The sequence below is a fragment of the Helicobacter apodemus genome (genome assembly GCF_000765745.2).
In the GTDB taxonomy this organism is placed as follows: domain Bacteria; phylum Campylobacterota; class Campylobacteria; order Campylobacterales; family Helicobacteraceae; genus Helicobacter_D; species Helicobacter_D apodemus.
The window spans coordinates 1-21,602 of record NZ_JRPC02000006.1 but is presented as its reverse complement, the minus strand read 5'-3'; the positions used below and the strand labels follow the sequence as shown (position 1 = coordinate 21,602).

Here is a 21,602-nt window from a genome sequence, read left to right as displayed (position 1 = left end):
TTCCCTACTTTGAAAGAATATTTAATTTTTTTAAAACTGCTTGCAACACTTTCTCTTCATCTTTAGTCTCTGCATAAAAAGTTTCTTGTTGTTTATCTAAAAAAACAAGGGTAATTTTTTCTGCATAATTAAAAATTTTAGAGATTCTAGCATTTCTTGCTAAAATTTTAATTATAATAAGATCTAAGAATTGTTTAGAATAAATATCTAATTGTCCAAATCTCTCTTCAATCTCTTTAGCAATAGTATAAACATTTTTAGTATCCTCACAATGTGAAAGTCTCCTATAAAGCTCTAAACGCAATGCTTCAGAGGCAATAAGTTCAGGGCTTAAAAATGCCCTAACGCTTAATTTCACATCTACATTATTTTCTTCTCTCATATTCCCACTTAGGGTATAAATCGCCTCCTCAAGCATTCTTAAATAAAGCGAATAGCCAATGTTTTTAATATGCCCGCTTTGTGCCTCACCTAAAAGATTCCCTCCTCCTCTAATCTCTAAATCGTGATAAGCTAAGGCACCTCCACTCCCTAAATAAGAATTTTTCTCTAAAGCCAAAAGCCGCTTTTTAGCCTCTTGTGTAATGGATATAGAATCTTCTAATAAAAAATAACAAAACCCCTCTTTATTGCCCCTACCAACTCTCCCTCTTAATTGGTGTAAATCTGCAATCCCAAACCTATCACTTTTATCAATTAAAATAGTATTAGCATTAGGTAAATGTAACCCAGATTCTACAATAGAAGTGCAAAGCAGCATATCAAATTCCCCTTTAGCAAAGCCTAATAATATATCCTCCCCCTCTTGCTTAGGGATTTGTGAATGCAAAATAGCGATTTTCAAAGTAGGCAGTATCCTTAAAATCTCCTCTTTTTTATGCTTTATAGAGGCGATATTATTATAAATATAAAAAATTTGCCCCCCTCTCCTTAGCTCCCTTAAAACACTCTCTTTGATTAAAGAATCACCATACACTTTCACAAAACTTCTAACCGCTAATTTCTCTTTAGGGGGTTCTTTTAATTCACTCAATCCCTTAATATGGGAGAGTGCCATATTAAGCGTTCTTGGGATAGGGGTAGCAGACATTGTAAGCAGGTGAATATTTGTGCTTAAATCTTTAATTTTTTCTTTTTGCTTTACACCAAACTTATGCTCCTCATCTACAACAATTAAAGCAAGATTTTTAAAAGTTACATTTAAAAGTATATGCGTCCCTACAACTATATGTATCTCTCCACTTTGCAAACCCTTCAAAATCTCCTTTTTTTCTTTAGCAGATACATACCTATCAAGCCTTGCTATCTTTACCCCAAAATCACTTAATCTTTGAGAGAGCGTTTGAAAATGTTGATAAGCTAGGAGTGTAGTAGGGACGATAATGGCAGATTGATAACCACTTAAAAAACAAGCAAACATAGCATTCATAGCCACCTCTGTTTTGCCAAACCCAACATCTCCACTTAATAATCTATCCATAACCCTATGGCTAGATAGTTCTTTAAATATTTCCTCTATAGCCCTCTTTTGACTTTGCGTATAAACAAAACCACTTTGCGATTGAAAAAGTAAAATCTCCTCTTTATTAATATCAATAACTATCCCATCAATGAGTTCGCGTTTTGCAGCAAGAGCTACAATGCCCTCTGCAATCACAAGCAGTTTTTCACGCACCTTTTCTTTTAATTTAGCAAAAGAACCTTTGCCTAATTTATCTAAAAGAGGCACACCTCCATCTGCGATATACCTATCCACTCTATCAAGATTTTCTACGGGTAAAAGCAGCTTATCATCACCTAAATATTTTAATTCAATAAAATCCCTAGTTGCCCCAAAAATATTTGCCTGGATAATGCCATTAAAAAGAGCGATTCCATAATCAATATGCACCACATAATCGCCTTTTTTTAACTCATCAATTAAAATCTTGCTTTGAATCTTGCGTTTTTGCCTAGTAGGAGTATTTAGAGATAAGATTAAAAGCTCTTTACCTAAAATCCAAATCCCATAATCTTTATCTAAGCAAAATTCATATTCCTTATGCTCACTAGGAATAATCCCTGCTTGACGAAGCTGGGATTGTGTTTTAGAGATAATAATGATTTTTTTATCTTTATGCAATGTTAAAAGGGTTGAAAGCTGGTTAAACTTGCAATCAAAATCTTGATAGTTTGTAGATTCTTCTAAAACATCAAAAGTTGAAATCTCCTCTAAAACCTGTGGATTTTGCTCTTTAAACTCTATAATTTCTGGAATTAACCTTAAAGCTTGTGGTAATAATTTGCAAGGGTATTTTTGGAATAAATACTGGGTATCCTCTAAATACCATAGCCCAAAAGAAGCCACCAAAGAATTATGCCTATCTTGCACTTCCTCTTTAGCAAGATTTTCCTCTATGCTCTCTAAAAGTCTCTCATAACCCAAACTATCAAGATTAAAAAAAGCTGGAGGAATCTCTAAAGTCTCCATTTCCTCTTTAAAAGAAATTTGTGTTTGCACATCAAAACTTCTTATACTTTCAATTTCATCACCAAATAAAGAAATCCGCACAGGATTTTCTAAATGAGGAAGAAAAATATCTATAATATCCCCACGAATAGAAACTTCTCTACTTACTTCTACTAACTCTACAAACTCATACCCAAAATACAATAACCGCTCTTTAAATGCTTGCAAATTAACTTGCATACCAAATTCCATTTTAAAACCTTGCAAAGATCCTAATTTTGGCATTTTATGCAAAATAGTATGCAAAGGAGCAAATAATAATTTCTTATCTTTACATTGATAAAATTCTTTAAGGGTATTAAAAATCCCTAAAAGCTCCTCTTGATAGCTTCTTAAGTCCTCACCAAAAACTACTGCAAAATCAGGCAAAACAAAAGATTCAAAGCCAAGAAATTTTGCTACATCATTAAGTTTATAGGCTTGAATGTTATCTTCAACAACAAAGATTAAACCCTCTTTATAAGTTTTTTGAAAATGGGTTTTGTTAGTATTTAAAAACTCATAAATACTACTTTGACTCAATAGTTTCCTTATTTTGAAGAGTTATAGGTTTAATTGGGGCACCAAAAGATTGCTTATATTCCGCATCATAGACATTTTTATATTCATTACCTTTATGCACGATACTTTGACCAACAAGCTCACCGGTTTTTTCTATAATAAGCTCTTTAGCGATAATCTCTCCCTCAATTCTACCTTGAGGTAAAATCTCTATAATATTACAAGTGCAACTTCCCATAACCTTACCACTTACCACTAAATGCTCGGTGTTAATATTCCCATTGACATTACCATTTTTACCAATTATTACATTATTCTTAGCAATAATTCCGCCCTCTAAATTCCCATCAATGTGTAAATTGCACTCACTAAGAATATCGCCTTTTATTCTAGTGCCTTGAGCGATAATGCTTGTGTTTCCTGAATTTCCGACAGACTGTTTATCACCGTTAGTAAAGATTGCCATTTTATGCTTTTCTCCTTTTCAAAAATTTCTGTATAATCCCTCATAGTCCATTCTATAAAGGCTCTAGGATTTAAATCCTTTCCCAAATAACGAATCTCATAATGCAAATGGGGTCCTGTGCTTCTTCCCGTATTTCCAGAATACGCAATTAATTGCCCACGTCTTACAAAATCCCCTTTTTGCACCACCACTTGATTTAAATGTGCATAAAAGGTTTTAAATCCAAAAGCGTGTTCTAATTTTACCATAATTCCATATCCACCATTATAACTGCCTCCCACAAAATCCGCTACACCATCAGCTGGAGCATAAATAGGAGTTCCAATGGGGACACCAAAGTCCATCCCTGTATGAGAATGGGTTCGCTTTAAAATAGGATGCATTCTTATTCCCCATTCTGCTGTAACACGATGAGTGCCTCGCAAAGGTGAGCCATTAGGGATTAACTGCATAACCAATGCCTTTTGCGTGCCTGTAATCTTTGCTAAATCCACCCTCTCTACGAGACTTAAATTTGTTTCAATAATCCTATCGCTTAATCCAACAATCCCCTCTAAATCCTCTATTCTATCAGAAACTATCATAAGTTCTTGGGTTTTTTCATTAATTAAATCCTGAAGTTCTTGGTTTTTTTCATTAATTTTTGAATACTCTCTTTGCATTAAATTCCGCTTATCTTCAATCTGTTTCACTTCCTTTAAAAGCAATTGAATGGAAATAAAACTAAAGAAAAAAATCACCACAACCAGCAACACAATATACAAAACAATTTGTTTCATATATTGATGAATATTATACTGTTTAGATCCATTAATATCTGTAATAGTTACAATAAACCGATTTTTCATATTCTAAACCTCCTCAAAAACTCTCCCCCTACACTAAAAGAACCACAGACTAGATATTTTTCTTTTTCCTTTAAAAACGAAAATTCTCTATAAGGTATTTCTAAAATCTTTAAAATCTGTTCTAAATCCTCTTTAGGTATTATTCTTGGGTGATTCAAAACAAAAATTTCTACACTTTGAATAATAGGCTTTAAAACTTCCAAAATTGCCTTTGGGTCTTTATCTTTATAAGAATTATAAACTAAAATATATTTGTCTTTACTAAAATTCTCCAAAATTGCCTTTGCACCCCCTACATTATGTGCTACATCTACCCATACATTAGAAAATACTTGTTGCATTCTCCCTTGCAAATCTAATCTTGGAAGATTTGGAATATCCCCTCTATACCCTAAATCCTCAAAAGCATAGTAGGCTAAAGCTAGATTCTCCTGCTGATATTTAGGATAAGCATTTTTAAAGCAATATTGTTTGATCGCCTCTGAAATATCCTTAGAGTCTAACACTGATAATTGTGTTTTTTTACTCTCTGCAACCTCTTTAGCGATTTTCACTACACAAGAAAAACTTTGAATCCCCAAAATCGCTCTTTTACTCATTGCATTAAGTTTAGTCCTAGCAATAGCCTCTAAGCTTTCTCCTAAAAACTCTTGATGATCTAAACTTATAGAGGTAAAAAGCGTTAAAATAGGCTTAATGCAAGTTGTAGTTGAATCAAACTCCCCTCCAAGTCCTGCTTCACAAACAAAATAATCACATTCCCTAAAAACTTCCAAAGCTAAAAAAGTTAAAACTTCAAAATAACTAGCTTCTTGAAGAATCTTTGGGTTTAAACTTAAAAAAGCCCTATCTAGCTCCTCTAAAGAAACATTTCTACCATTTAGCCAAAAACGTTCATTAAAATAGAGCAAATGTGGGGAAGAAAAATGCCCTACATTCAAACCTCTTTGCCTTAGTAAAAGGCTTAAAAATCGCCCCACACTGCCCTTTCCATTAGTGCCAACAATATGGATAATCTTACATCTTAGATGAGATAAATGTGGCAAAAAGTGTAAGATAGCTGGTGCTCTTTTAGGGTCAAAATGGGCATATTCACTCCCTTTTTGTTCTAAAAAATCTTCAAGCCTCATCAATAATACCTTGTGTATCTTCATATTTGGCAAATTCCTCTAAAACTACTTTTAGCATTTTTTCCAAACTTTCCTCCTCAATTCGGTGTGCGACTTGAGCACTAAGTTTTATAGGAATACGCGTTTGTTGATACACAAAAATACTTTTCCTTACTTCTGCATCTAATTTACGAATAAAGGTAATAGCCTGTTCCTTTTGTCTGTCTAACAAACAAGCTAAAAACTTCTCTTCCCCATAATAAGCAATCAAATCACTAGTATTACTATACTTCTTTAAAAACTTTCCAAGTATAGTCAATACGCGTTTTAATGCTTCACTTCCATAAAGTTCAAGGGCTTGATGATAACTCACAATACCAAAAATAACAACAGAATAATTTTTCTTATTTTCCCTATATTCCTCTTCAGCAAAATTCAAAATATCTTGCATACCTTCTTTGCTTATCAGAGTTGTAATAGAATTAATAGGCAAAGAATCCATATCAGCATATTCTAAAACACCGGCTTCTTTAGTGTTTAACTCTTGCTCTAGTTTTAAATCTTGCTCTTCTTTTCGTTGGGGGAAAGGAACGGCAAATTCTTGAAAAAAAGTTTCTATTTTTTTTAAAAGATTCTTTCCAATTTCTTTATCCCTGCTACCCTCTAAATACCTTTTTATTTTCTCTTGCAAATTCTTAAATTCATCATTTTCTATTTTAAAATCACCAACAAATTCTAAAACTTTATCAAAATCATTCCATTTAACCTCTAAATTTTTTTGCGTTTGTTCCACCCAACGTTTTTTATAAACCTCTTTAGCTTGAAAATTAATTTTATCAATTTCTATAAGATACCCTTTAGCAAGAGTATTAATCTCTTTATCAGGATGCGTAGATAATAACCTTAAAAAAATCCTCTCCATCTCTAAGAGCGTATTAAAGTTCGTCCTATAATGATAGATAAGATTAAGCACTTTGATTAAGAAAATTGTGAATTCATCTTTATTTTTAAAAGATTTATTAGCAATCTCTTTAGCATCTCCTTTTAACATTGCTAATAACCGATTAAGACCTATAGGCTCTTCTTTTTTTATCCCCATTTTTTTCATCTGGTGATAAAATTCTTTTTCATAAGCCTCTGGTGTTGGTTCAATTTTATTTTCTATGAGTTGCCGTAAAGTTTCTCTAGCTATTAATTTTATATTTGGCATTATGAAATATCAATCCCAATTTGTGAAATAAAACTATCTAAAGTATTTAAAACCGCCTTATTAATCGCTTCCATTCTTATGGAATCAGTAATAACTGAAATATCCCCTAAAGCAAAATTATAATATCCCTCCTTAGTGAAAATTCTTGTTTTTTGGGTAGCTTTATTAGTGTATTTAAATTCAATCTCTGTTTTGCACTGATAAAAAGTCGAAAAACCTATGGTATTTTCTGCCAAAGGAGAGAAACTAATATTTTTTAAAATAATTTCAATCACCGCATTTGAATCCTCTTTATCTGAAATAGTAGTATGAAGCTTCTTAAAAATAGCCTTTGATACCTCATCTTTTAAAGTTACGCTATTTTTAGGATCCCTTACATCAATTTTTACTTCCACAAAAATCCTATCCCCAAAAACTTCTTTAGTATGATGAGCTATAGGTGTATAACCACAACCTGCTAAAAAAACTATAAGGAGAAAGAATACATATCTACTCATACAACCACCAAATTTACTAATTTATTAGGCACGACAATTTCTTTAAGAATCTTCTTATCAACAAGCCATTTTGCAACTAATACCTTTGCTTTATCTATAATAACCTCCTTAGGAGTATCAAGAGCTACTTCAAGCTCCGCTCTACGCTTTCCATTAATGGTAATTGCCATAATAATAACATCATCTTGCAAAGCTTTTTCATCTATGGATAATTCTTTAAAGTTTTCTAAATGAAAATATTGCTGACTAAGCTCCCAACAAATATGCGGGATAATAGGTTCTAAAACATTTAATAAAACAAAATACCCCTCACTCCATATTTGTGGATTATCTTGCTCACTTAGTGCGTTAAGTGCTTCCATACAAGCAGCAATTAAAGTATTAAAAGCATAACCGCTCTCATAACTAAAAATTTCATTAGATTTTTTTAAAGCTTCATAGACTTTTTTTCTAGCAAACTTTTCTACTTTAGTAAGTGCATTAGAATCAATAATTGGCAGTGCATTTACCTTTTGTGCTTTCTCTATCCTCGCACATAGACGTTTAATGAATTTAAAAGCCCCCTCTAAGGCAGAATCATTCCATTCTAGCTCTTTAGTAGGAGGTGCGGCAAAGAGGATAAAAAGCCTTGCAGTATCCGCACCATATTCTTGAATAATCTCTTCAGGATTGACGACATTTCCTTTAGATTTACTCATTTTAGCACCCTCTTTTATCACCATGCCTTGCGTAAGCAAATGCAAAAAAGGCTCACTTTGTTGGGTATATCCTAAATCCCTTAAGACTTTAGTAAAAAACCGCGAATAAAGCAAATGCAAAATAGCGTGTTCGATACCCCCAATATACTCATCAACGCCCATCCAATACTTCTCATCCTCTAAACTTAAAATTGTTTCCTCTCGCTTTTTAGGTGGAGTGGTATAACGCAAAAAATACCAACTTGATTCCACAAAAGTATCTAAGGTATCACTCTCTCTTTGGGCTTCTACTCCACATTTTGGGCAAATACACTTCCTCCAAAGAATATGTTTTTCTAAAGGATTCCCTTCCCCATTAATAACTACATCCTCTGGCAATTTAACCGGTAATTTTTCTTTATTTTCAGGCACAATTCCACAATTCTTACAATGGATAAGCGGTATAGGAGTCCCCCAATATCTCTGCCTTGAAACCCCCCAATCGCGTAATTTATAATTAACAACAGCCAAGCCTAAATTTTCCCTTTGAAAATAATCTATAATTTTTTGCTTAGCAGTTTTTGAATCTAATCCATCATATTCTTGAGAATTGATTAATTTCCCCGCTTCACAATAAGGCAATTGCCTATTACCCTCACTAGCAATCACTTCTTTAAGGGGGAGATGATATTTCTTAGCAAAATCAAAATCCCTCTCATCGTGTGCTGGGACACCCATTACAGCACCGCTACCATATCCCATTAAAACAAAATTTGCCACCCAAAGGGGTATTTTTTCTTTGCTTAGAGGATGAATTACATTAATTCCTAGAGCAAAACCCTCTTTTTTTTGTAAGGAACGTTCTTTAATAGAAACATTTTGCATCCTTTGAATTTGTTTTTGAATCTCCTCTTTTAATAATCCTTGCTGGATTAAAGCCATCACCAAAGGATGCTCTGGTGCTAAGGCGCAATAACTCACCCCAAAAATCGTATCAGGACGCGTGGTAAAAACTTCTACTGCTTCTAAAGTCTCTCCCTTAACCTCCAAAGGTCTTTCTAATAAAAACTTAAAACTTAAGCCCTCTGACCTACCAATCCAATTTTTCTGCATTGTTAAAACCGCATTTGGCCATTTACCCTCTAAAAGACTTAAATCCTCCAAAAGGCTTTGGGCATAATCGGTGATTTTAATAAAATACTGATACATCTCCTTTTGAACAACTTGCGTATCACAACGCCAACACCTCCCTTCAATAACTTGCTCATTAGCAAGGACTGTTTTATCATTTGGACACCAATTTAAAAAACCTTTTTTACGATAAATAAGTCCCCTCTCCCACATATCAATAAATAAACTCTGCTCCCATTTAGAATAAAGAGTATCACAAGTCGCTAATTCTCTAGTTTTAGAAAAGGAAAAACCAAGCGAGTAAAGTTGTTTTCGCATATTATCAATATTACTATAAGTCCAATCTTTAGGATGCGTTTTATGCTTTATAGCCGCATTTTCTGCAGGCATTCCAAAAGCATCCCAACCAATAGGATGCAACACATTAAAACCCTTTTTACGAAATCTTCTTGCAATAGCATCACTAATACAATAATTACGGACATGCCCCATATGGATATTCCCACTAGGATAAGGAAACATACTTAAAATATATTTTTTGGGGAGATTCTTATCCTCTTTAGGCTCATAGGCATTATTCTCCTCCCAAAAACTTTGCCATTTTGTTTCGATAGCTTTTGCATTATACTCCATCACCACTCCTAACTATAATTATTATAGTTCTTAACACTCTCAACAACTACAAAAACAATAGAAACTATATTAGCCGCTAAGGCTCCTAAAGCAAGTGCAACCGCAACTGCAATATCATTAAAAGCCTGCATATAAATAAAAGCAGGAATTAAATGTAAGTCTGCAACTAAAGAAGCTGCCATAATTTCTGAAGACATATAGTTCCTAACCCCCACTTTTAAAATGGTTGAAAGCATATTAACCCCAGCAGCAATAAAGAGCATAATAACATTTTGTTCATATAAAAAACCAATCGTTGAAGTTAAACTCATTAAAATAAAAAAAATAAAAATAACTTTTCCCCAGTCCATCAATACTCCTTAAATCCTGCCTCTTTCATACATTTCTCTTAACTTCTTCTTCTCTAAGGCTCTTTTATTTTTCTCCGCTAACATTTGGTGGTATTTTTTTAAATCAAATTTCAATAAAACCACAAGCTTGCTCGCTACAAAAATAGAGCTATAACTACCGACAATAGAACCTACAAGCATAGGCAAACTAAAGCCTTTAATAATTTCACCGCCAAATAAATACAAGGTTAAAACCACAAAAAATACCGTCAAAGAAGTGAGTATCGTTCTTGAAAGCGTCGCAGAAATAGCCTCATTAATAACACTCTCTAAATTATGATTCACCCGCAAATTAATAGTTTCTCTAATCCTATCAAAAATAATAATCGTATCATTAATAGAATAACCAATCAAAGTTAAAAGTGCCGCAACTACTTCTAAGTTCAAATCAATCTTAAACAAAACAACAGCACCTGCAGTAATAACTACATCGTGGATTAAAGCAAGAATACTTGTTAGGGCAAAACGCCATTCATAACGATAAGAAACATACACCATAATAGAAACAAGGGCTAAAATTAAGGCTAAAGTCCCCTTCTCTTTAAGCTCATTCCCAACTTTTGGTCCCACAATATCCACACGACGAATACTTAACTCTCCAGTATCACTAAGTAATTTAGCAATTTCCTCCCCAATATTTTGCTCCACAGAAGAATTTGCTGTAGGTAATTTAATTAAAATCTCCTCAGGAGAGCCAAACTCACTAACTTGAACCCCCTTAAAAGATTCTACACTTTCTAATCTTTTACGAATCTCGGCTAAAGGAGCAACTTTAGTATATTGAATCTGCACGATAGTCCCACCGGCAAAATCTACCCCTAGTGAAAATCCAGGTCTAATAAACAAAATAATAGAAGCAGTAAAAAAAATCGCAGAAATTGTAATACCATAATTAGACATTTTTATAAAGTCATAGATTTTATTATATTTAAAAAAATCCATTATAGCTTCCTTTTATAAACTTGTTGTTTATAACCAAACCAAAGGGCATAGTTTCCAGACTTCATAATGCTATTTTGCAAAAACCTAAAAATGCCGTGAGTTCCTACAATAGCGGTAATTACAGAAGCTATAATACCTATACTCATAGTAATAGCAAATCCCTTAATAGCCCCTGTTCCAAACACATAGAGCAAAACAGCAGCAATTAAAGAAGTAAGGTTAGAATCAAAAATAGCCCTTGAAGCATTCATATAGCCATTTTCCATAGATTTTATAAAATTCTCTCCTGCTCTAAATCCCTCCCTAATCCTCTCATTAATAATAACATTAGCATCAACTGCCATCCCCACCGTTAAAATAATGCCCGCCATACCCGGCAAAGTAAGAGTAGCTCCAAAAAGTGCCATAACAGCAACTACAAGCAAAATATTAACAACCATAGCCAAATTAGCAATCACTCCAGCAATACCATAATAAAATACCATAAAGAGTATTACAAGCACTGCTCCACTAATAAGGGCTATCAAAGAAGCCCTAATACTATCCGCACCTAAACTTGGTCCAACACTTCTTTTCTCTAGCAAAAAAATAGGAGCTGGCAAAGCTCCACTGCGTAAAGCAATGGCAATATCACTAGCTTCAGATACACTAAATCCACCACTAATTTGTCCGCTACCCCCTCCAATTCTCTCACGAATAACCGGTGCAGAATACACTTTGCCATCTAAGACAACTGCCATACGATTCCCGACATTTTTACCCGAAAAATCCGCAAAAATTTTTCCTCCTTGAGAATTAAGCGTAAAATTAATAATGGGTTGTCCATTATTATCATAAGCAGCCCTCGCATCTGTTAGCATACTACCATCTAAAATGGGAATGGCTTTAAGCAAGATTGTTTGTTGGGGATTATTAATAAAGGGCAATATCACATCCCCATAACTTTGTGCTTCCCTCTCACTCATCGTAGCTACTCTAGCATTCCTAGCCTCATCAACAGCCATCATTTGCAAATGACCACCCTTTGAAATGAGATCTAAAGCCCTCTGCTCCTCTTCTTGAGTTTTAATACCGGGTAGCTGCACCAAAATGGTATCACTACCCTGTTTAATCACGCTAGGCTCTGATAAACCAAATTGATCAAGACGATTGCGGATATTACCAATAGCCTGTTCAATAGCGAAATTTTCTAAATTAATTTTCTCATTAGCACTTAGAGCAAGGGTATATTGTAAATCCTTTTCTACAATCTCCAAACCCTCTTGCTGACTTAGGTATTTATCAATCTTTGATTTTTCATTAGAATCTAAGAGCTCAAAACTTAAATTATCCTCACCCACAACTAATTTATCAAGCAAGATTTGCTCCTCTATACTATAATGATTAAGAGCAGAAGCTAAAGTCGCATAACGCACTTTTATCGCCTCCTCACTCTTAACACCTAATAAAAGATTTAATCCACCTTGTAAATCAAGCCCTAAAATAATCTTAGGACCTTGCGTTTGTAAAAAAGTAGGCAAAGATAAAATAACGCCAAAAAGTGTAGCTAAGATAAAAAAAAACAACTTACTATTAAAAGGCTTTTTCATTTAGAATGATTATCCAACTTTTTTAGCAACATAATCTTTTGCTAACTTCACAATCGTATCATCATTTAAACGCACCATAAAATGATCCTCTTCGCGTTTAACGACTTCTACAATAAACCCTCCGCTGGTAATAACCTTATCCCCTTTATCTAAAGCAGTAATCATTTCTTTGTGATTCTTTGCCTGTTTTTGTTGGGGACGAATGATTAGAAAATAAAAAATTGCGATTAAAACAATTAAAGGAAGAAGTTGCATAAAAATATTTTCAGCATTTTCCATAAAATAACCTTTTAAACTTGAAAAATAATGGCTTAATTCTAGCAAAGTTTTACTAATTAAATCTTTAAGTTAAATTTTGGATTAAAAAATCCTTAACCCTTTGCAAAAAAATCTTAGCAAATTCCCCCTCTTTTTCCTGCCAACCTTTAGGCAAAACAACACATTCACAAACTCCACCCCAACCACCACCTTGCCACCTTCTCTTTGCACTCTCTCTTATAATCTCTAAAGTTGGTATTCTTAGATAATCCGCAATATGAACATTACCCGTATCTGGGCTTAATAAACAATCTAGGCGACTAATGAACTCCACGAGATTGAGTAAATCCTCATTGTTTTTGAAAATCTTAATATTACCCTGTGAAAATCCCAAAAATTTAGCCCCACTTTTAGGATAATCCATTACTATAAAAAGATAATTAGGAAACGCTTTAGCTAAATTTTCTGTAATACCTAGCCAAGTTGGAAAAGAAAAATTACTAAGGGTTTTTAGAGTAATGCAAAAAGGATTAATCCCAATAATTTTTAGATATTTCTTAGCCCCCAAACCCTCTAACACCTCATCAACAAATACAATATTTTTCTCCCCCCTTTTTAACAAAACTTGTGAATAATCAATCCTTAAAATCTCTTTATCAAAATGCTTTTTATGGATAGAACGCACAAGATTTAATCCCCCCTCCATAAACGCACGATTTTGTTTCCAATAAGGATTAATCACCCGCTTAATCCCTGATATAAACAAAATTCCCTTTTTCAAAAGTCCTTGCGAAAAAGTGGTTAAATGATATTTAGCAGAAATAGCCTTAACTTCTTGAATAGCTCTTAAATTATCGTGTTGCATAACAAGCAACACTACATCAAAAACCCTTATTTGATTCTGCAAAGCTTCTACATAATCAATAATTTCATCGATAAAATCCACATTCCTAAACAAATTTTTTGCGGTATCAAACTTCACAACCAAACTTAAAATTGCTTGAGGATAAAGAAATTTTAGGGCATAGAGACTTTTTAAATTTACCATCGCATCCCCCACTCCAGCACAGGGTAAATAAACGGCTATTTTAAGAGGAATCTCCCTCCTTTGAACTAAATTCCTTAAAAACATATTAAATCTCCTTTAAGGCATTGCCCCCTTTATCTCATCCTACTTTATCGTATTATGCTACTTGTATTTTAAAATTTTCCTAAAACATTTTAATATCCTAAAAACAGGCTATATACTCCTATGCTCCTAGTATAAAAAGATTCTTATATTTTTGACATTTTTTGCTAATCTTAAAACAAGTGTATTGTTGCACTATTTCCCCATAAGCTACATTTACAACCAATCTTTAAATGATTTTAAAGCACCATTTTGCCCCTTATATTTTTTATTATCTTGAATATAAGCAATAAATGCTCTAGCTTTTTGCAAAAAAGATTCCAAATGCTTTGACTTTTCTTCATGCCAATTAGACGGCATAATATATTGCTGAAAATACCCTCCATAAAATCCCCCGCCCCACTGCTTAGATACCTTTTTTGCAATCACTTCTAAAGTTGAAATACAAGCATTATCGGCGATATGAATATGCCCACTATCTACACCTAATACACCATCAAGGGAATGAATAAACGCAGCTAATCCCTCCAATCCTTGCTGATTATAAAAGACTTGAATATTTTTTTCTATAAAAGGTGCAAAATCATATTGTGTGCTAGGATAATTAACAAATACAAATAAAACTTCGGAAAACTCCTGACTTAAACTTTGGACTAAAAACTTCCACTCATTTATTGTAAAATTAACTTTCGTTGTAACATTTTTAGCAAAAGGAAAGATACCTACGACCAAAGAATATCGACCCTTTTCATTTAAACTTGCTAATAAAGACCTATTTTTTTCAAAAGTCGCTTCTAAAACCGGTAATTTTGCTAATGAGAAATCAAGAGTAGAGTATCGTTTATCAAAAACTTCACGATTAATTTGCCTAACTAAATTTAAATTCCTTTCTATCTCACTATGCCCTTGCAACCAATAAGGATTAATAAAAGTCTTAATCCCTCTCAAATAGCGAGTAAAATATAAAAAAACCTGCCTAGAAAACAAAAGCGATTGACTTAAAGTAACAATTTTAGATTTTGCTTGAATGACTTGAGCGATTTTTAAAACTTCAAAATCATTATGCTCCACAATCAAAAGAAAATCAAAACAAAGATTCTGCCATTTTTGCTTTTCTTGAAGCAGTAAAACTTCATCAACATAAAGCTTCCTTTGTTTTTCATCTTTTAACAACTCTAAGAATATTTGACTTTTAATTAAAAGGGAGATTTTTGCATAAGGATAAAGAGATTTGATCGCATAATACATAGGAATACAAACCATTTCATCGCCAATCCTTTCGCGTATGATATTCCCTAAAATAAGGATATTTAAAGGATACATAAAATGCTTTGTAAGGGAAAGACAAGCTTACCCATTAATGATGGCAAACCTTATCCCTAATAAAGAAAAAGATACTCCCTAAAATACCCGCTGTAAAGGAAGCAATTAAAATAGAAATTTTCGCTACATCTGTGGCAACTAAAGCGTGATCACCACTAAAAGCAAGATTAGTTACAAAAATAGACATAGTAAAGCCAATCCCGCCTAATGCACCCGCTCCAAAAATCTCCACCCACGATACACATTGAGGACGAGCTGCAATACCTAATTTTTCGGCTAAAAAAGTAAAGGTAAAAATACCAATTGGCTTACCCAATACTAATCCGCACAAAATCCCTAAAAAGACATAATCAATGCCAAAATCAATATTTGCACCAATAGTTACCCCCGCATTAGCAAAAGCAAAAATTGGCATAATCAAAAAACTACTATAAGGAGCCAAAGCGTGTTCTAAACGCACCAAAGGATTTTGCACCGCATTTTTATGTTGAGCTAAATGATGCAACGCCTCTACTTGCTCACTTTGAAGCAAAACACTATCTTTTCGTTTTTCCGATTCTTGAAAATGCGATACAACAACTTTCATTTTCTCCATAAAAGAGAGCGTATCTATTTTTGGGGATACCGGTATAGTGAAAGCTAAAGCAACCGCAGCAATGGTAGCGTGAATCCCAGAATTATGGACAGCAATCCATAAAAACACACCCAAAATCATATAAAGGCTAAGGGCTTTTACCCCCATTTTATTTAAAACCATTAAAACAACAATAATACCCGCTGCAACAACCAACCAAGAAAGACTAAGCCCATTAGAATAAAAAACCGCAATAACAATAATAGCCCCTAAATCATCCGCTACAGCCAAAGAAACTAAAAATACCTTAACAGAAATTGACACCCTCTTACCCAATACCGATAAAACACCCAAAGCAAAGGCAATATCTGTTGCCATAGGTATCCCAAATCCGTGTGCTGATTGTGTTCCAGCATTTAGTGCATAATAAATAAGCCCTGGTCCAACCATACCCCCAAGTGCAGCAATTACAGGTAAAGCAGCTCTTTTAAACCCCGCAAGCTCTCCAAATAAAACCTCCCTTTTAATCTCTAAACCAACAACTAAAAAGAAAAAAGCCATTAAAGCATCATTAATCCAAGCCCCCAAACTCATACCTATAAAAGAGCCATTAATATCAAGCCCTATTTTGCTCTTCCAAAGTGCTGCATACATCTCACTTAATGGAGAATTTGCAGCAATCATTGCTAGAACTGCACAACAAAGTAACAGCACGCCCGCAAAAGACTCACTTTTTGTTAGTTTTTTAAAAGTTTCTAAGATTCCACTATTATTTTGTAATTCCATATTTTCCCCTATACAATCTCAACTAATTTTCCACTATCTTCGGTATAAAAAATGTAGCCATACACTTGCTTTTTAAGAATCACCTTAATACTCTGCATATACTCACGCATTTGAATCTCATAAGCAGACTTTGGCTGACCGCTTTTATAATCAACAATAAAAGCTTCTTTTTCGTTTTCAACCAAAAGGTCTAAACGTTTTTGTCTTCCATTAGATAAAAAAGGAAGTTCGCATTTTACACTACCTTTTTGTAGAATTTCATTAAATTGATGATTTTTAAGCAATAAATTACATTTATTAAGAATTTCTTGCAAGGTTTTTTGGGATAAATAAAACCCCTCTTTATTACGCAAAATCTCTAAAAGCAAAGAATCTTCCAAATGATTTTTTAACTTCTGCTCCATCACAAAATGCAAAGCAACCCCAAAGGACAAAGACTGAATATCCCCTTGTAACGCCTCTTTTTGTGCCACTTGCATTTGCTCTTGTCTGCCAAGATTCTCTAACATCGCTGGATGAGGATACTCAAAAGAAGTCTCTGGAATAACAGCTTTAAAATCGCTAATCTCTAAAGATCGCATAAGCTCCCCCCTCTCCTCATCCCTTAAACCTATCTCCCCAAAAGCACTTTGAGCGTTTTTTAATCCATAAAAAATCTGCATCGTCCCTTTTGCTCGCGTTAAAGCCACATAAAGTTGATTCTTTAAATCTTTCTTTGTTAATTCTTTCTCTTTTAAAAGAGCCTCCTTATAAAGTGGCTCTAAAGACATTCTTATAGCACTCCTTTTATGATTATCGTATTTAAAGATTCTCTTTATACTTACCCCATCCGCTCCAAAATCAAAAAAAAGCCTTTTAGAAACTACATTCTTTAAACTCTTTCTATCCACAACCAATACATTTTCAAACTCTAAGCCCTTAGATTTGTGAATAGTCATAATCCGAATACCAAAAAAATCACTAGAAACAATCTCCTCTTGTAAAGTCTCAATCCCATCTAATAGTTCTTTAACACTAGAAAATTTCAAAGCCACTTCCAAAAACCGCTTAGCACTTAAACTAGCAATCCCAAACTTTTGCATAATAGGCAACAAAATTGCAGCAGGACTCTTTGTGGGCTTCAAAAACTCCTCTAAACTCTGCTCCCTTAAACCCAAAAGCATAAAAAATTCTTTTTCAAACAGAGGATTTTTTGCCTCTAAAAACTTTAAAAACTCAATCAAAGCCCGCACTTCATTATGAAAAATGAGCTTTGCACTAGTATCCATAACCACCCTTAAACCCCTCTCTTGTAAAAATATTGCTAACTCAACAACAGATTTATTATCAAAGACTAAAAGCGTAATATCAGAGGGATTAACCCCATATTCAAGCATTTTAACAATGCTCAAATACACCCTCTCTTCTAAATCCTCACAACCGCAAACCCTTACATAACCCTCTTTTTCAATCATAGGCACTTGCGGGATAAAGCCCTCAATTTTGCCTAAAAAAGTATCATTGACAAACTCCACAATATGCCTAGCACTACGATAATTATTAGTCATATTTTCTTGCTGCATTTGCTTAGATGCGATTTTAAAAAGCTCTGGATTACCTCCGCGGAAGCGATAAATAGACTGCTTAATATCTCCTACATAAAAAAAGCTCCGCAAAAACTGCCTTGAACCTATCCCCGCCTTAATCTCCTCAATAAGAGGCTTTAAAATCTCATATTGCAAAATACTCGTATCTTGAAATTCATCAATTAAAAGATGGCTAATCACGCTATCTAAGCGAAAATACAAAAAATCCTTAGAAAAATTCTCTTTGCAAAGGAGTTTATAGACTTTAGAAGAGACCGCATTGAAACTTAAAAGATTATTTTCTTGATAAAATTGTGCTTTTGCCTGTAAATAAACCTTAAAAACCCTATAAAACTTTTGTAGATATAAAGCCTCATCCTCCAAAAAAAACCTAGAAATCGCCTTTTTTAACCCTATAAAATCCGCATCATTAAAAAGTATCTTAGAAAACCCCCTATATTCCCTCAAATCCTCTTTTAAAATCCAAGTTTCACACTTACTAAGCAAAGTGCTAAAATCCTCAAATTGTAATTGCGGATGAATCTCCCCTTTTTGCGTATAATAAGACTCTTTAATCCCCCTAGCATAAGCTAATGCTTGCTGCTTACAATCACTCTTTAAAAGAGAGCTTATAAACAAAGACTCATCAAGCATTTCCTTAAAAAAATCCAAAAACTCGCAAAGGCTTAAAAGACTTTGCAATCTCTGCTCTCTCCTCTCATAGCAAAGCTCCAAAACATCCTCAAAAGTCTCATTACCCAAAAGTTTTAAAAAAATCTCCGTAATAGCATCTATATCATCCTGCCCAATCTTAAAATCATATTCCACCCCCACATACCAGCACAACCCCCGAAGTATCTTTTGAAAAAAGGCATCAATGGTCGTAATTTTCAAATCTTCTGTTAAAAAACTCTGATAAATAAAAGGGATTCTCTCTTGAATCCTCTCACTCTTAATTCTACCAATATTAGACTCAACTTTTTTTATAAATTCATTATCATTCCTATGACAGTAAATACTTTGAATCTCCTTAATAATCCGTTCTTGCATTTCTTTAGCAGCCTTTTTTGTAAAGGTAAGCGTTAGGATACTAGAGGGTTTAGCTCCCAAAAAAAGCAATTCTATATACCTCCACACTAATTTATAAGTTTTTCCGCTACCAGCACTTGCACTCACACATAACAAAGCCTTATCCACTTGCTTTCCCTTATAATTTAAAGTTTTTACATTATAGCAAAATCCTCAATTTTCTAAAAGTTGATTGACATAAACTAAAGTTTTATACTATAATACACTAAGAGTATAAAATATTTTAATAATTTTTAAGGAACAAACAATGTCAAAAAGTCTCTATGATACTTTAGAAGTATCCCCCAATGCAAGCAGTGAAGAAATCAAAAAGTCCTACCGCAGACTTGCTAGAAAATACCACCCTGATATAAACAAAGAAAAAGAAGCTGAAGAGAAATTCAAAGAAATCAATGCAGCCTATGAAATCCTAAGTGATGAAAAAAAGCGTAAACAATACGACCAATTTGGGGATTCAATGTTTGGCGGACAAAACTTTCATGATTTTGCAAGAGGACAAGGAAATGTCAATTTAGATGATATTTTAAGCCAAATTTTCGGTGCTAGTGGAGGATTTTCACAAGGAAGTTTTGGGGGAGGCTTTAATGGCTTTGGAAGTTTTGATAGCTTCGGAGGAGGTTTTAAAACTGCTAACCTTGATATTAACGCACAAATTACGATTCCTTTCATTACAGCTGTATTAGGGGGCAAACATAATGTAAGTTTGCAAAATCAAAATTTTGACATTAAAATCCCCGCAGGAATCAAAAATGGAGAAACCATTCGCCTAAGAGGTAAAGGCAAGAGCATGGGCAACCAAAATGGAGATTTATTACTAAAAGTAACAGTCGCCCCACATCCACAATACATTCAAGAAGGAGACAATCTTACTAAGCCCTTTGATTTACCCTTAAAAACAGCTCTCTTTGGCGGAAATATAGAGATTGAAACACTTTACAAAAACATCACTTTAAAAATCCCCAAAAACACAAAAAACCACCAAAGATTCAGGGTAAAAGAATTAGGGGCTTATAACCGCAAAACTAAAAGTAATGGGGATTTATACCTAGAAGCCAATATTATTTTACCAGATATTGATTCACTACCTAAAGAATTAGTAGAATCTCTACAAAAATATTTATAAGGAGCTAAAATGTATAGCTATGACGAACCCGTTTATCTTATCAGTGTTGTTGCAAAAATTCTCTCCATTCACCCACAAACTTTACGCCAATACGAACGCGAAGGCTTAGTAGAACCTGGACGCACAGATGGAAAAATGCGTCTTTACTCCCAAAGGGATATTGACAAAATCAAAACAATTTTACGCCTAACAAGGGATTTAGGGGTTAATCTAGCAGGTGTTGATATCATTTTAAGACTAAAAGACAAGCTAGATGAACAAGACAAAGAATTAGAAGAATTACGTATAAATTTAGAAAAATTCAAAAGCAACCAAGCTCATAAACATGTTTTAAAGAAAGAAAGCTCTTATGAAGTCATTATTTTTCAAAAATAAGCCTTTCTTTAAAGAAAGTTCTTAAACGGCTTTTAATACTCCTTGAAAAATATGATATTTTTTAAATATTAAATTAACTTATGTTATTTTATTTAAAAAGTCCAAAGAAATACAATCAAACCTAATCAACTAACAAATTAAAAAATAAAATAGCCATACTCTATACTTTAATAAATAAATTGCATTCATAATATCTACACACTTAAAATATTTAACAATCAATAATAACACAGCAAAGAATATTAACTTAAGATTCACAGAACTTTATTATATTAAAGCCATATTATAATCATATTCTTAAAATCTAGTAATTTAAGCTAAAAAAATAATTTTAACAAACTTTAATATTCTTTTAAGTAAAATGGACTATTTCTTATTAAACCACATATCACAATATCACACAAAGGAATCTTAAATGAATCCAAATAAGTAGAAAATCAACTAATACTATAATCAATATTAATAATACTCCTCTAAGAAGCCAAGTCTTACATTCTAAAACAAATTCTAAAGTCAATGCTAAAACTGCAAATACTATAACTTTACAATCCCATACAAAAGATTCTACTTTAGAATCTAAGAGTAATGTTAAAGTTTATATTCCTAATTCCTTAACTTTTAATGCCCATAAACCCTTTACTCCCTCTTTTCTCTCTTTAATCTGTGCAAGTGTTTTATTAACTATTCCTCATAGTATTAGTGCTAAAGATAATTGGGTAGCAATAGGTCCTGATACTTTAGATACAACAACAGATACTAATGCCAATAAAGTAATAAAAGCACTTACTAATAAACAAATCTCTGCTTCCCAAAATAAAGAATATAAAAACTTAGAGATTACTAATAGTGGGAGTATTACTAATACCAATGCTAACTATG

General features: G+C 33.4%; 17 protein-coding genes. 2 read left to right on the top strand and 15 right to left on the bottom strand.

Annotation, left to right across the window (positions count from 1 at the left end):
• Positions 1-4 precede the first annotated feature (4 nt).
• The 15 genes from mfd to LS72_RS02940 all read right to left on the bottom strand — a co-directional run bounded on the left by mfd (position 5) and on the right by LS72_RS02940 (position 19,333).
• Positions 5-3,031 (bottom strand): transcription-repair coupling factor, encoded by a 3,027-nt coding sequence (mfd, locus tag LS72_RS03010; RefSeq protein WP_034552804.1) that lies wholly within the window; start codon positions 3,029-3,031, stop codon positions 5-7.
• Positions 3,018-3,476, bottom strand: a complete 459-nt coding sequence (locus LS72_RS03005) for a bactofilin family protein (RefSeq protein WP_034552806.1) — start codon at positions 3,474-3,476, stop codon at positions 3,018-3,020. The genes mfd and LS72_RS03005 overlap by 14 nt, the downstream gene beginning before the upstream one ends.
• Positions 3,395-4,324 carry a M23 family metallopeptidase gene (locus LS72_RS03000; protein WP_034552809.1) on the bottom strand — a complete coding sequence of 310 codons (930 nt, stop codon included), beginning with the start codon at positions 4,322-4,324 and terminating at the stop codon, positions 3,395-3,397. The genes LS72_RS03005 and LS72_RS03000 overlap by 82 nt, the downstream gene beginning before the upstream one ends.
• Positions 4,321-5,454: a bifunctional folylpolyglutamate synthase/dihydrofolate synthase gene (locus LS72_RS02995; RefSeq protein ID WP_034552812.1), complete on the bottom strand. Its 1,134-nt coding sequence runs from the start codon at positions 5,452-5,454 to the stop codon at positions 4,321-4,323. Before LS72_RS02995 ends, LS72_RS03000 begins: the two co-directional genes overlap by 4 nt.
• Positions 5,444-6,643 carry a diguanylate cyclase domain-containing protein gene (locus LS72_RS02990; RefSeq protein ID WP_034552814.1) on the bottom strand — a complete coding sequence of 400 codons (1,200 nt, stop codon included), beginning with the start codon at positions 6,641-6,643 and terminating at the stop codon, positions 5,444-5,446. The genes LS72_RS02995 and LS72_RS02990 overlap by 11 nt, the downstream gene beginning before the upstream one ends.
• A complete protein-coding gene (locus LS72_RS02985; protein ID WP_034552816.1) occupies positions 6,643-7,140 on the bottom strand; it encodes a hypothetical protein in 498 nt (165 codons plus the stop codon). Before LS72_RS02985 ends, LS72_RS02990 begins: the two co-directional genes overlap by 1 nt.
• Entirely contained in the window at positions 7,137-9,581 is a 2,445-nt protein-coding gene (gene leuS / locus LS72_RS02980; protein ID WP_034552818.1) for a leucine--tRNA ligase, read from the bottom strand. The genes LS72_RS02985 and leuS overlap by 4 nt, the downstream gene beginning before the upstream one ends.
• 8 nt (positions 9,582-9,589) lie before the next feature.
• Positions 9,590-9,931 carry a DUF6394 family protein gene (locus LS72_RS02975; RefSeq protein WP_034552821.1) on the bottom strand — a complete coding sequence of 114 codons (342 nt, stop codon included), beginning with the start codon at positions 9,929-9,931 and terminating at the stop codon, positions 9,590-9,592.
• A gap of 9 nt (positions 9,932-9,940) precedes the next feature.
• The gene (gene secF, locus LS72_RS02970; RefSeq protein ID WP_034552823.1) at positions 9,941-10,912 is read right to left on the bottom strand and encodes a protein translocase subunit SecF; all 972 of its coding nucleotides are present in this window, start codon (positions 10,910-10,912) and stop codon (positions 9,941-9,943) included.
• A complete protein-coding gene (gene secD / locus LS72_RS02965; RefSeq protein WP_034552825.1) occupies positions 10,912-12,501 on the bottom strand; it encodes a protein translocase subunit SecD in 1,590 nt (529 codons plus the stop codon). The genes secF and secD overlap by 1 nt, the downstream gene beginning before the upstream one ends.
• Before the next feature lie 9 nt (positions 12,502-12,510).
• Positions 12,511-12,780, bottom strand: a complete 270-nt coding sequence (gene yajC / locus LS72_RS02960; RefSeq protein ID WP_034552828.1) for a preprotein translocase subunit YajC — start codon at positions 12,778-12,780, stop codon at positions 12,511-12,513.
• A 64-nt stretch (positions 12,781-12,844) separates the two neighbouring features.
• Entirely contained in the window at positions 12,845-13,891 is a 1,047-nt protein-coding gene (locus tag LS72_RS02955; protein WP_034552829.1) for a glycosyltransferase family 9 protein, read from the bottom strand.
• A 213-nt stretch (positions 13,892-14,104) separates the two neighbouring features.
• Complete coding sequence (locus tag LS72_RS02950) at positions 14,105-15,211, bottom strand: glycosyltransferase family 9 protein (RefSeq protein ID WP_034552832.1); 1,107 nt, start codon at positions 15,209-15,211, stop codon at positions 14,105-14,107.
• A gap of 34 nt (positions 15,212-15,245) precedes the next feature.
• Entirely contained in the window at positions 15,246-16,571 is a 1,326-nt protein-coding gene (gene nhaA / locus LS72_RS02945; protein WP_034552835.1) for a Na+/H+ antiporter NhaA, read from the bottom strand.
• Between the two features lie 8 nt (positions 16,572-16,579).
• On the bottom strand, positions 16,580-19,333 hold the full coding sequence (locus tag LS72_RS02940; RefSeq protein WP_034552837.1) for a RecB-like helicase: 2,754 nt from the start codon (positions 19,331-19,333) through the stop codon (positions 16,580-16,582).
• A gap of 139 nt (positions 19,334-19,472) precedes the next feature.
• On the opposite strand from LS72_RS02940, the gene LS72_RS02935 reads away from it, so the two are divergent.
• Positions 19,473-20,348, top strand: a complete 876-nt coding sequence (locus LS72_RS02935) for a DnaJ family protein (RefSeq protein WP_034552839.1) — start codon at positions 19,473-19,475, stop codon at positions 20,346-20,348.
• A 9-nt stretch (positions 20,349-20,357) separates the two neighbouring features.
• The gene (locus LS72_RS02930) at positions 20,358-20,723 is read left to right on the top strand and encodes a heat shock protein transcriptional repressor HspR (RefSeq protein WP_034552841.1); all 366 of its coding nucleotides are present in this window, start codon (positions 20,358-20,360) and stop codon (positions 20,721-20,723) included.
• Positions 20,724-21,602 lie beyond the last annotated feature (879 nt).

Coding starts and splice junctions, on each gene's coding strand:
- LS72_RS03005 (WP_034552806.1), bottom strand. CDS start 3,476: ATGGCAATCTTTACTAACGGTGATAAACAGTCTGTCGGAAATTCAGGA.
- LS72_RS03000 (WP_034552809.1), bottom strand. CDS start 4,324: ATGAAAAATCGGTTTATTGTAACTATTACAGATATTAATGGATCTAAA.
- LS72_RS02995 (WP_034552812.1), bottom strand. CDS start 5,454: ATGAGGCTTGAAGATTTTTTAGAACAAAAAGGGAGTGAATATGCCCAT.
- LS72_RS02990 (WP_034552814.1), bottom strand. CDS start 6,643: ATGCCAAATATAAAATTAATAGCTAGAGAAACTTTACGGCAACTCATA.
- LS72_RS02985 (WP_034552816.1), bottom strand. CDS start 7,140: ATGAGTAGATATGTATTCTTTCTCCTTATAGTTTTTTTAGCAGGTTGT.
- leuS (WP_034552818.1), bottom strand. CDS start 9,581: ATGGAGTATAATGCAAAAGCTATCGAAACAAAATGGCAAAGTTTTTGG.
- LS72_RS02975 (WP_034552821.1), bottom strand. CDS start 9,931: ATGGACTGGGGAAAAGTTATTTTTATTTTTTTTATTTTAATGAGTTTA.
- secF (WP_034552823.1), bottom strand. CDS start 10,912: ATGGATTTTTTTAAATATAATAAAATCTATGACTTTATAAAAATGTCT.
- secD (WP_034552825.1), bottom strand. CDS start 12,501: ATGAAAAAGCCTTTTAATAGTAAGTTGTTTTTTTTTATCTTAGCTACA.
- yajC (WP_034552828.1), bottom strand. CDS start 12,780: ATGGAAAATGCTGAAAATATTTTTATGCAACTTCTTCCTTTAATTGTT.
- LS72_RS02955 (WP_034552829.1), bottom strand. CDS start 13,891: ATGTTTTTAAGGAATTTAGTTCAAAGGAGGGAGATTCCTCTTAAAATA.
- LS72_RS02950 (WP_034552832.1), bottom strand. CDS start 15,211: ATGTATCCTTTAAATATCCTTATTTTAGGGAATATCATACGCGAAAGG.
- nhaA (WP_034552835.1), bottom strand. CDS start 16,571: ATGGAATTACAAAATAATAGTGGAATCTTAGAAACTTTTAAAAAACTA.
- LS72_RS02935 (WP_034552839.1), top strand. CDS start 19,473: ATGTCAAAAAGTCTCTATGATACTTTAGAAGTATCCCCCAATGCAAGC.
- LS72_RS02930 (WP_034552841.1), top strand. CDS start 20,358: ATGTATAGCTATGACGAACCCGTTTATCTTATCAGTGTTGTTGCAAAA.